Source organism: Isoptericola hypogeus (genome assembly GCF_039531145.1).
GTDB classification, from domain to species: domain Bacteria; phylum Actinomycetota; class Actinomycetes; order Actinomycetales; family Cellulomonadaceae; genus Isoptericola; species Isoptericola hypogeus.
The window spans coordinates 125,089-135,774 of the sequence record NZ_BAAAPM010000005.1 but is presented as its reverse complement, the minus strand read 5'-3'; the positions used below and the strand labels follow the sequence as shown (position 1 = coordinate 135,774).

The following is a 10,686-nucleotide window of genomic DNA, read 5'->3' as shown; positions in this document are numbered from 1 at the left end:
TGCCTCGCGGCGTGCACGGCGGCGCTGCTCTCGCCGCCGGACGACCTGCCCGACGGCGACCGCGGCCTCGGCGCCGTCGTCGCCCGCGCCCTGGAGGTGCTCGGTGACTGAGCGCAGGGCCTCGACCCTTCGACCCTTCGACAGGCTCCGGACGGCGCAGGCTCAGGACGGCGCGGGCTCGACCGGCACCGGCCGCTCGCCCGCGCTGCTGCTCGACGACGTGCACCACGCCTTCGCCGGCCGCGCCGCCCTGACCGGGATGTCGCTGACCGTGCTCCCCGGCGAGGTCGTGGCGATGATCGGCCTCAACGGTGCCGGCAAGACGACGGCGCTGCGCGTGCTCACCGGCCGCCTGCGGCCGGCGTCGGGCCGCGCACGGGTGCTGGGCGGCGACCCCGCCCGGCTCGACGTCACGGCCGCGCGGCGGTTCGGCCACGTCGTGGGCGCGGCGCTCGTCGACCCCGCCCTCACGGTCACGGAGAACCTCCGCGTCGCCGCCCTGCTGCACGGCGTCCGGCGCCCCGACGCGGCGGCCGCGGGCGCCGGCGTCACGGACCGTCTCGACCTGGTCCCCTGGGCGGGCGTGCGCGCCCAGGGGCTGTCGCTCGGGAACGCCCAGCGGCTCGGGATCGCGTGCGCGGTGGTGCACTCCCCCGACGCCCTGGTGCTCGACGAGCCCACCTCGGCGCTGGACCCGCGCGGGGTGGTCCTCGTGCGCGAGCTGGTGCGCGAGCGGGCCGGCGCCGGGGCGGCCGTCCTCGTCTCGAGCCATCACCTCGACGAGGTGGCGCGGGTCGCCGACCGGGTGGCCGTCGTGCACGCGGGCCGCGTCGTCGGGTCCCTGGACCCGGGCGGGACCGACCTCGAGCGGCGCTTCTTCGACATGGTCCTCGCCGCCGACGCGGCGGTCGGCCCGGTCGCCGACGCGGCGACGCGCGCACGACCGGCGGGCGACATGACCTCGCGGAGGCCCGCATGAGCGCGCTCGGCACCGCCCTGCGGGTCGAGGCGCTGGCGTGGCGCCGCTCCGCGCTGCAGCGCCTCGCCACGCCGCTGCTCGTGCTCGTGGTGCCGCTCGCGGCGGTCGGGCTCACGGCGCTCGCACGATCGGGCGCCGTCGACGGCGCGGGCGCCGCCAAGCTGGCCGACTACGCCACGGGGGAGCTCGCGACGACGCACCTGGTCGTCGCGGGCCAGATCCTCACCGTCGCGACCCTCATGGCCGGAGGGTTCGCGTGCGCGGCGGTCTTCGGCCAGCCGCTGGCGGACGGGCGCGCGGGCGCGTACTTCGGCATCGCGACGCCGCGCGGCACGCTCGCGCTCGCGCGCGGGCTGGTGGTGCTCGCCTGGGCGGCCGCCTGCGTGCTGGTCGCGGTGGGCCTGACCGTCGCCGTGTCGGCGGGCGCCGCCGCGTCGGTGTCGGCGTCGTTCGGCCCGACGGCGTGGGCCGCCGCGGGCCGGGCGCTGGCGGCCGGCCTGTTGGCGGCGGGCCTCGCGCTGCCGTTCGCAGCGGTCGCGACGCTGACGCGGAGCCTGCTGGCGACGGTCGGGTCGCTCATCGGCGTCGTCGCGATGACGCAGGTGATCGTGCTGGTGGGCGGCGGCGCGTGGTTCCCCTACGCGGTCCCGTCGCTGTGGACGGGGACGGGCGGCCCGGAGGCCGCCGCCGCGATCGGCGGCCCCGCGCTGGCGCTGACCGCCGTCGTCGCCCCGGCCGCCGCGGCGCTCGTCGTCGCGCAGTGGGGGCGCCTCACCGACGTCTGACCGAACCGGCGGCGTAGCACCCGGTGATGGTTTCGGGCGCGGAACCATCAACGGGCGCTACGTCACCACGGGGCGCACGTCGACGCGCGGCTCCCGCTCAGTCCAGCAGGTGGTCGAGCGCCCTCCCCATGACCTCGTTGCGCTCCGCCGGCGTGGACACCCCTTCGAGACCGAACCCCAGCAGGAGCGAGTGCGGCGTGGCGATCGCGTTGCCGACCGGGAAGCCCGAGGCGTCGGTGCGGATGAAGTTGTTGATGTTCGCCCCGCTGGTGTCGGGGCCGCCGGGCTCCCAGCCGTCGAAGCCGGTCTCGAACGAGGTGCTGGTCCCGTCGGGCAGCGTGATGTCGTCGAGGAAGACACCGATCCCCTGCGTGGCCCAGTCGCTCGCGTAGGCGATGGAGACCTCGACGGTCTCGCCGGCGTACTCCGCGAGGTCGATGCTCCACTCCTGCCACCCGCCCGAGTTCCCGCTGGCGGCGTGCCAGGCCCCCGTGGTGCCGGTGGGCGTGCAGGCCGTGGCCCCCGACTGCGTCTGGTAGTGGTCGAGCTGCGGGTGGAGGGTGCGCCATCCGCCCGACGTCTCCTGCGGGCAGCTCTGACCGGTGGCCTGCGTCGTGTGCCCGTTGTCGTCCGGCAGCGTCGTCCAGTCGTCGCCGCCCGGCGTGCGGGCCTCCACGAACAGGTGATCCCACTCGCCCTCCGTGTCGTAGGACGTCCAGAACGTCATCGAGCCGCCCCCCGCCGGGACCGCGACCTCACGGGTCAACCGCTTGTACGAGACGTCGGCGATCTGCGAGTACACGTACTGGTCTCCGGTGTGGGGATCGAAGGGACCGCCCGGCTTGTCGTACCGCGCCGCCGGCCAGCTGTCGAACTGCGGGTACCGGTCGGTCGGCAGGATGCCGCTGGTCGCCAGGAACGACGACCGTCGGACGGTGTTGGCCGTGAGGTCCGGGTCGTCGAGGCCCCAGGTGAGGCCCGTGAACGGGTCGTCCACGCCCGTCGCGTCGAACGCGGCACCGTCGAGGTGCCCGTCGTTGGCCACGGCGACGTAGCCGCCCAGGTAGTACTGGAGCACGTCGTTGGTGGTGTCGCCTCCGAAGAACGAGCCGAACAGGGGCAGGCAGCGCCGTTCGTCGGTGCCCGGGGGCAGCGGGTTGCAGGCGATCTCGCCCTTCGGGTCGAAGAGCTGGTTGCCCACGGCCGAGTTGGTGTACTGCTGCCCGGCGGAGTCGCCCGCGAGCATCACCTTGCCGCCCTCGTTCAGGTACGAGCGGAACTCGAGCAGCTGGTCGAGCGCCAGCCGGTCGGCGTTGCCGCCGCCGCGGCCGGCGGTACGGGTGACCAGGTCGTCGCCGGTCTCCCAGACGACCGCGTCGTAATGGCTGAGCACGCCGAGCGCGTCCGGGGCGAGTCGCCCGGCGGCGTCGACGTCGTAGACGTCGGCCTGCTGGCCGTTCGCGGCCAGGGCGTCCACGTACGCGTCGGCATGGTGGGGGCCCGGCGTCTGTGCCGGCGAGGCGCCCGTGTAGTCCTCGGCCGCCACGACGAGCGTGCGGTGGCCGGAGTCGCTGACCTGGTCGTAGGTGAAGGAATCGCTGCGCTCCCGCCCGGCCGTGAACCAGACCTCGACCGAGTCGCCCGGGTCGGCGCCTCTGACGACGCCGCGCATCTGGCGGTAGTGCACCGCGGCCGGGGCGTACCGCTCCCCGCCGTCCCACTCCCACGTGTGCGCCCGGTGCACGCGCCCGTCGTTGATGCGGTAGTTCAGCGTCACCCGGCCCAGGTCGCGCTTGGCGAGCACGGCCACGGGCTGCGGGTCGCCGTACGACCTGGTGAAGCTCAGCTGCACGCCCGGGTTACCGCTCTTGTAGGGGTCGTCGCTGTCGAGGTAGAAGGGCTCGGTCTCGATCCCGGTGACCGTCTCCGGGTCGTCGGGGTCGGTCGCCGAGCGCGCCACGGAATGGGCGAACGGCAGGTTGCGCTCGAACTCCGCCTGTACCAGCGCCTCGTCGTCGGGGAACACGAAGCCGCACCCGTCGCAGCCCTCGGACAGCTCCGGCGTCCACGCCAGCGCGCCGGTCACCGCGTGCGCGTAGTCCGTGGTCTCGCCGTTGGTGACGTAGAGGACGTCGGAGCTCAGGCCCGGATGGAAGTCCTCGATGGCCGGCTCGTCGAGGTTGCCGGACAGCGCGTAGTAGATCGGGTCGTCCGCCGTCGGGGTGCCCGTCTGCCAACCCTCCGCGTAGAGCAGCCACTGGCCGTTGGAGTGGTAGTTGACCTGGAACTCGAACCCGATCCTGTCGAGCAGGCCGGCCATGGCCCGGGTCTCGGGCTCGGACCTCGGCGCGGGGCCGCGGTAGGTCTCGCTGGACTGGATGGACGACGAGCCCTCCTCGTCCCAGCCCCAGTGGCTCGGGAAGTTGCGGTTCGGGTCGACGCCGTCGCCGACCTGGGTCATGCCGTCCCCGTTGTTGTCGCGCAGGTTCTTCCGCCACAGCCGGTCGACGTCGAACGAGTACTGGTACCCGTCAGGGTTCGCGACCGGGACGAACCAGAGCTCGGTCGTCTTCAGCAGCTTGCGGACCTCGCGGTCGTTCGCCCGCCAGCGGTCGATGTAGTGGTTCATCAGCCGCCGGTCGACCTCGGTCGCGATCCACTCCCGCGCGTGCTGGGTGGCGCTGTAGAGGACCGCCGGCCGCGCACCGTCGCGCTTGCCGCGCGCACCCTGGGTCAGCTTGACGGCGAGGATCTCGCGTCCCTGCGCGGTGTGGCCCAGGACCACGAGCTTCACCAGCTGCGGGTTCTTGCGCGCCGCGGCGTAGAGCTGGTCGCGGATCCCGCCGGGCTCGTCGTACGAGCGCCAGACGTCGAACCCGTCGTCCGCCTGCGTGGCCGCGAACTGCCGGACCGTCTGGCCGCCCTCGACCCGCTTCAGACTGAGGTCGACGCCGTGGCTCCGGAGCCGGTCGGCCTGGGACTCGGGGAGGACCACGTCGAGCTGGACGCCGGCGGCGACCTGCCGCTGGTCGCTCACGTCGACGCCCTCCTGCGCGAGCAGCGCCATCTCGTCCGCCGACACCGTCGCGGTGTAGACGTCGAGCTGGTCCGGGTCCCCGCCCGGGTCGGGGCCGGGCGCCCCCGACGCCGCGAACGACCCCACGCCCAGCGCCGCGAGGACGGCGAGGATGACGGTGAACACCATTGTCCGACGCATGATCCGACCTCCGGGCGGGCGAATGCGTTCCGCTCACCGTGGCGCCACGAATGTGGCCTGGCTCACAGTGGCAGCCTCACTGTGGCACCGCCACGGCTAGCCCGCCATCGGGAGCACCGTCCCGTGGCGGGCGAAGTTCAGCGCCGCAGCGCGCGCCTCGCCAACGTGTTCCCCAGCCACTGCACCAGCTGCACGATGACGATGATGACCCCGACGACGATCGCGGTGACGCCCCAGTCGTACTGCCGGTAGCCGTAGACGATGGCGAAGTCGCCGAGGCCGCCGGCGCCGAGGTACCCGCCGATGGCGGACATGTCGAGCACGACGACGAACAGGAACGTGGTCCCGAGGATCAGCGGCGAGAGCGCCTCCGGGATGAGCACCGTGCGCACGATCCGCAGGGGCGAGGCACCCATCGCGCGCGCCGCCTCGACGACGCCCGGGTCGATCGACACGAGGTTCTGCTCCACCAGCCGTGCGAAGACGAACGCCGACATGACGCACATGGCGAACGTGAACGCCTCGATGCCGATGGTCTTGCCCACGAAGGCGCGGGTCACCGGGCCCAGCGCGACGAGGAAGATGATGAACGGCACCGGCCGCACGATGTTCACCAGCAGGTTGAGCACCGCGAACACCGGGCGGTTGGCCAGCAGGTTGCCCGGCCGGGTCAGGTAGAGCCCCATCCCGATGACGAGGCCGAGGACGCCGCCGACGGCGAGCGCGACGACCACCATCCACGACGTCTCGATGAACGCCTGCCACAGCAGAGGGAGCAGCTGGTCGGCGGTCACAGGTCGTTCCCTTCCACGAGGCCCGTCGGGCTGCCGAGCGGACCGCCGCCGGGTCGCCTGCGCGGCGTCGGCAGGTCGGACTTCGCCTGCTCGACCGGCTCCGTCGAGCGAGACGCCGGTGCCGGCACAGCCTCGAGCGGGTCGCGCGCGGTGCCGTGGTCGACGACGTCGGTGACGGCGCGCAGGCCGGCGACGGCGGCCTCGACGCGCGGGTCGTCGCCGGCCCCGTGGTCGGCGACGAGCTCGAGGGTGAGCGACCCGTACGGCCGCTCGGCGACCTCGGTGATGCCGCCGAAGACGATGGTGCCGTCGACGCCGTGCTCGCGGAGCACGTGCGTGACGTGCGCCGACGAGCCGGTCACGTCATCGACGCCGACGGTCACGATGCGGCCGGTGTGCCGGGTGCGCAGGCGGGCGAGCACCTCGGCCGAGGGCCGGTCCTTGAGCGCGGTCGCGACGAAGCGGCGCGTGACGTCCTGGCGCGGGTCGCTGAACACCTGGTAGGCGTCGCCCAGCTCGACGACCTTCCCGTGCTCCATCACCGCGACGCGGTGGCAGACGGAGCGCACCACGTCCATCTCGTGCGTGATGACGACGACGGTGATGCCGAGCTCGCGGTTCACGCGCTGCAGCAGGCCGAGCACGTCGTGCGTGGTCTCGGGGTCCAGGGCGCTGGTCGCCTCGTCGGCGAGCAGGATCTTGGGGTTGGTCGCGAGCGCTCGCGCGATGCCGACGCGCTGCTTCTGCCCGCCGGACAGCTTGGACGGGTAGACGTCCGCCTTGTCCGCCAGCCCGACGAAGTCGAGCAGCTCGCGCACCCGCTCGCGGCGCCGGGTCTTCGACCACCCGGCCACCTCGAGCGGGTACGCGACGTTGCCCGTCACGGTCCGCGACGACAGCAGATTGAACTGCTGGAAGATCATCCCGATGCCGGCGCGGACGGGCCGCAACCGGGCCTCGGAGAGCCCCGTGAGGTCGGTGCCGTCGACGACGACCGTGCCGCTCGTCGTCGTCTCCAGGGCGTTCACCAGGCGCACGAGCGTGGACTTGCCCGCGCCCGAGTACCCGATGACGCCGAAGATCTCGCCCGCGCGGATGTCGAGCGTCACGCCGTCGACGGCCCGCACCTCGGCTCCCCGGCCGCGCGCGGGAAAGACCTTCGCGGCCTCGCGGAAGCTGATGATCGCCCCGCTGGTCGTCGCGGCGGGCATCAGCCCTGCGCCTCCAGGTTGGACTCGATCTCGTCGAGGATGCCCTGCAGGTCGGCGGCGTCGTTGTCCTTGATGACGCCGGTGTTGCCGGAGGCCTCGAGCACGCCCTTCTCGATCTCGGGCGTGTGGTAGATGTCGATCAGCTGGTTCAGCGTCTCGTCGTCGGCGTCCTCGGCGCGGGAGACCCACACGTTGATGTAGGGCTCGGCGGCGGCCGAGTCGGGGTCGTCCGAGAAGATCGCGTCGTCCGACGTGAGGCCGGCGTCGCCCACGAAGTCGTTGTTGATGATCGACGCGTCGACGTCCTGCAGCGCGAGCGCGGTCTGCGCGGCGTCGACGGGCGTGACCGTCACCTTCGACTCCTCGGCGATCACGTCGGCCGGGGTGGAGAACGAGTTGCCCCCGTCCTTCAGCGTGATGAGCCCGGCCTCCTGCAGCACGAGCAGCGCGCGCGCCTGGTTGGTGTCGTCGTTGGGGATGGCGACCTCGCCGCCGGCGGGGATGTCCTCGACGGTCGTGTGCGTGGCCGAGTAGAGGGCCAGCGGGTAGACCGCGGTCGCGCCGATCGGCGCGAGGTCGGCGCCGGACGCGGCGTTGTACCCGGCGAGGAACTGCAGGTGCTGGAACTGGTTGAGGTCCAGGTCGCCGTCGGTGAGGCCCTGGTTCGGCAGCTGGTAGTCCGAGAAGTTCACGATCTCGACCGTGATTCCCTCGTCGGCGGCGGCCTCCTTGAAGGTCTCCCAGTAGGCCTCGCCGGAGGAGACGACGCCGATGCGGACCGGGTCCTCGGCGGAACCGGTGGCTGCGCCGTCGGCGGCGTCGCTGCTGCCGGGGGCGGCGCAGGCGGCGGCGGTGAGCGCGACGGCGGCGAGAGCGCCGCCGGCGCGGGCGACGCGGCGGGCGGCGGGGCGGGAGGTGCTGCGGGACATGGTGAGTCCTTCCGGGGCAGGCGACATCGGTGGGTGTCACCGGGGTGTCGTCGTGAGCATGAGGGGCGGCGGCCCCGGCCATCAGCGCGGGGCGGGCGCGGGTGTTGCGGCGGCCCGGCGAACCGGGCCGCGGGGACGAGCGCGCCGTGCGGCGCGCCGTCAGACGCTCGGGGTCAGCGTCCCTCGCACATTCGCCCCGCTGCAGCCGCGCGGCAGCACATGGCGCCGCGCGGGACGGGGTGCGCGGTCGTCGGGGCTGCGTTCACGGAGCGGGACATGCGACAAGGTGACCACCCGAGCGGCGCCCCCACCAAGCCGACCAGCCCGGAATCTCGCGATGCGAGCAAGATTGCGTCCGTATCGTGGGAATGGTGACGTGGCGCACTCCATGGCGCCTCCCTAAAGGCAGGAAAGGACCCCCCGTGCACCCACCAGAGCTCACCTACCCTTGCTGCCTTCCGGCCCTGGGGGAGTTCGGCGAGATGATGCCGCACGAGGGGTCTGCAGACAGCCTAACCGAGACCCCGCCCGGTCCTGAAACCGGCGGCGGGCCCGGGCGTGCAGACCCCCGAGACCACCGTCACCCTCTGGCGATTCGGAGCCATCCCGGGGTGTCGGCTATTCTTCTGGGGCTGCCCGCGCAGGTTGCGGGCCGCATGCCAGGAGGATTCGCCTAGCGGCCTATGGCGCACGCTTGGAAAGCGTGTTGGGTTCACGCCCTCGGGGGTTCGAATCCCCCATCCTCCGCCGCTGACGGGGCCCGCACCACCACGGTGCGGGCCCCGTCGTCGTTCGCCGGGCGATCCGTCTCACCGCGCCGCGGGCGCATCGCCGCTCTCCGCACGAGGCCCGCTCACCCCGCCGAGCCCGCCCACGACACCGGGCCCGCGCGCCTTGGGCCGCCAGAGGATGCTGCGCAGGTCGCGGCCGCGCACGACCTGGATGCGCCACGGCTCGATCCGCAGCACGCGCAGCTTTGGGTCGGTCGGGCCGGACCAGAACCGGCCCAGGTCGTAGCCGGCCCCGGGCGGGCTGCCCGCCCGGGTAGAGGTCCCAGACGTGCCGCCGCTCGTGCGGGTCGTCGGTCCACCGACCGACGGCGTCGACCGCGACCTGGTTCTGACGCGGGGACCAGTACGAGAACGTCGTGTGCGGGTTGTGCGCGAGGTGGGCCTCCTTCACGGGCGTCGGGTAGGTGGCGAGCCAGCCGGACGGGCGCCCGTCGAGCCCCTCCCAGACGGGGATGAGCACCCGTGCCCGCGGCCGGCCCTGCCCGTCGACCGTCGTCATCGTCGCGTAGACGACGTCGCCGACGTAGGTCTCGAACTGCGACCGGATCTCCGCGAAGTCCGTCACGACGCGCGTCATCGGTCCCTCCCCGCACGAACCCCGGCGAGGGCGACGACGACGCCTGCCGCCGCCGCGACGGCCGGGACGACGAGCGCCGCCTGATAGGAGGCCAGGAGCGCGCTCGCGGACGTCGCGGCACCGAGCGCCGCCACCTGCACCGCCGTCACCCCGGAGATCCCGAGCGCGGCGCCCAGCTGGAACGACGTGTTCACGAGCCCGCCGGCCAGCCCTTGCTCCTCGGCCTGCACGCCGTCCGTGGCGGCGCTCACCAGTGGCCCGTACGTGAGCCCGATGGCCAGCGCGAGGAGCGCGAAGCTCGGCAGCATCGCCGCGTACGGCCACTCGGCGCCGACGCCGAGGAAGAGCACGTAGGCGACCGTGGCGATGACGAAACCGCCCAGCACGACGCGGACGTTGCCGAACCTCCGTACCAGCACCGGCGTGAGCAGCGGGGCCAGGACGACGTCCGCGCCGAGGACCAGGAGGGCGAGGCCGGTCTCCAGGCTGCTCCAGCCGCGCAGCTCCTGCAGGTAGAGCGTCACGACGAACTGGAACCCGAAGAACGACGACGTCAGCAGGGCCGCGCCCAGGTTCGCCCGGACCAGGGGCGAGGACCGCAGGATCCCGAGCCGCACCAGCGGCGAGGCCGACCGGCGCTCGACGGCGACGAACAGGGTCAGCAGTGCGGCGCCCGCGGCGAGGACCCCGGCCGTCGTGGGCGTGCCGTCGCGGGGGTGCTCCAGGCGGACGACGCCATAGACCAGCAGCACCATCCCGGCTGTGACCGTCACGGCACCGGCGAGGTCGAAGCCGGACCGCTTCGCGGGGCGCGCCGGGTCGCGGGGCAGGACGCGGACGGCGGCGGCGAGCAGCACGGCCGCGAGCGCGACGGGGGCGAAGAACACCCACCGCCACCCGACCGCCGCGAGCAGCCCGCCGGCGACGACCCCGAGCGAGAAGCCGCCCGCCGCGATCCCGGAGTAGACGAGCACCGCCCGGTCGCGCCGGGGGCCCTGGGGGAACGTGGTGGTGAGGACCGACAGCCCGGCCGGGGTGAGGAACGCCGCGGCGACGCCGGTGACGAACCGGGCGAGCAGGAGCACGCCGCCGCCGTCCGCGAAGCCGCCCAGCCCCGAGAACACGAGGAAGACGCCGAGCCACACGACGAACATCCGGCGCCGACCGAGCAGGTCGGCGGCGCGCCCGCCGAGGAGCATGAACCCGCCGTAGCCGAGGACGTACGCGCTGACGATCCCGCTGAGGGTGGCGGTGGACAGCCCGAGGTCGGCGCGGATCGCCGGCAGCGCGACGTTGAGCATGCCGATGTCGATCCCCTCGAGGAAGATCGCGCCGCTGACGACCACCAGCACGGCGAGCTCGCGGCCGGCGAACCGGCGGGGCCGGCCGTCGCTGCCGACCTC

Annotated in this window: 8 protein-coding genes, 1 tRNA gene and 1 other RNA gene; 3 read left to right on the top strand and 7 right to left on the bottom strand. The window is 73.5% G+C overall.

Annotation, left to right across the window (positions count from 1 at the left end):
- Nucleotides 1–103: 103 nt before the first annotated feature.
- Together ABD254_RS13310 and ABD254_RS13305 are read left to right on the top strand one after the other, a co-directional pair.
- The gene (locus tag ABD254_RS13310; RefSeq protein WP_344248908.1) at nucleotides 104–979 is read left to right on the top strand and encodes an ABC transporter ATP-binding protein; all 876 of its coding nucleotides are present in this window, start codon (nucleotides 104–106) and stop codon (nucleotides 977–979) included.
- Nucleotides 976–1,764 (top strand): hypothetical protein, encoded by a 789-nt coding sequence (locus ABD254_RS13305; RefSeq protein WP_344248907.1) that lies wholly within the window; start codon nucleotides 976–978, stop codon nucleotides 1,762–1,764. Before ABD254_RS13310 ends, ABD254_RS13305 begins: the two co-directional genes overlap by 4 nt.
- A gap of 97 nt (nucleotides 1,765–1,861) precedes the next feature.
- Here the strand turns inward: ABD254_RS13305 and ABD254_RS13300 are convergent, their stop codons facing one another.
- The 5 genes from ABD254_RS13300 to ffs all read right to left on the bottom strand — a co-directional run bounded on the left by ABD254_RS13300 (nucleotide 1,862) and on the right by ffs (nucleotide 8,420).
- Entirely contained in the window at nucleotides 1,862–4,981 is a 3,120-nt protein-coding gene (locus tag ABD254_RS13300; protein ID WP_344248906.1) for a M14 family metallopeptidase, read from the bottom strand.
- Nucleotides 4,982–5,118: 137 nt separating this feature from the next.
- Nucleotides 5,119–5,718: a methionine ABC transporter permease gene (locus tag ABD254_RS13295; protein ID WP_425553809.1), complete on the bottom strand. Its 600-nt coding sequence runs from the start codon at nucleotides 5,716–5,718 to the stop codon at nucleotides 5,119–5,121.
- Nucleotides 5,719–5,771: 53 nt separating this feature from the next.
- On the bottom strand, nucleotides 5,772–6,986 hold the full coding sequence (locus tag ABD254_RS13290; RefSeq protein ID WP_344248904.1) for a methionine ABC transporter ATP-binding protein: 1,215 nt from the start codon (nucleotides 6,984–6,986) through the stop codon (nucleotides 5,772–5,774).
- Nucleotides 6,986–7,915, bottom strand: coding sequence for a MetQ/NlpA family ABC transporter substrate-binding protein (locus ABD254_RS13285; RefSeq protein WP_344248903.1), 930 nt, complete (start codon nucleotides 7,913–7,915; stop codon nucleotides 6,986–6,988). Before ABD254_RS13285 ends, ABD254_RS13290 begins: the two co-directional genes overlap by 1 nt.
- A gap of 408 nt (nucleotides 7,916–8,323) precedes the next feature.
- Nucleotides 8,324–8,420: signal recognition particle sRNA small type (gene ffs / locus ABD254_RS13280), an RNA gene on the bottom strand.
- Between the two features lie 157 nt (nucleotides 8,421–8,577).
- On the opposite strand from ffs, the gene ABD254_RS13275 reads away from it, so the two are divergent.
- Nucleotides 8,578–8,662: transfer RNA gene (locus ABD254_RS13275), tRNA-Ser, on the top strand.
- Nucleotides 8,663–8,724: 62 nt separating this feature from the next.
- Here ABD254_RS13275 and ABD254_RS13270 read toward each other — a convergent pair.
- On the bottom strand, nucleotides 8,725–8,883 hold the full coding sequence (locus ABD254_RS13270) for a hypothetical protein (protein WP_344248902.1): 159 nt from the start codon (nucleotides 8,881–8,883) through the stop codon (nucleotides 8,725–8,727).
- 396 nt (nucleotides 8,884–9,279) lie between these two features.
- Nucleotides 9,280–10,686: MFS transporter (locus tag ABD254_RS13265; RefSeq protein ID WP_344248901.1), on the bottom strand; the 1,407-nt coding region annotated here is incomplete at its 5' end.

What these genes read in the sequence shown, in the direction of transcription:
- ABD254_RS13305 (WP_344248907.1), top strand. Translation starts at nt 976, where the DNA reads ATGAGCGCGCTCGGCACCGCCCTGCGGGTCGAGGCGCTGGCGTGGCGC.
- ABD254_RS13300 (WP_344248906.1), bottom strand. Translation starts at nt 4,981, where the DNA reads ATGCGTCGGACAATGGTGTTCACCGTCATCCTCGCCGTCCTCGCGGCG.
- ABD254_RS13295 (WP_425553809.1), bottom strand. Translation starts at nt 5,718, where the DNA reads ATGGTGGTCGTCGCGCTCGCCGTCGGCGGCGTCCTCGGCCTCGTCATC.
- ABD254_RS13290 (WP_344248904.1), bottom strand. Translation starts at nt 6,986, where the DNA reads ATGCCCGCCGCGACGACCAGCGGGGCGATCATCAGCTTCCGCGAGGCC.
- ABD254_RS13285 (WP_344248903.1), bottom strand. Translation starts at nt 7,915, where the DNA reads ATGTCCCGCAGCACCTCCCGCCCCGCCGCCCGCCGCGTCGCCCGCGCC.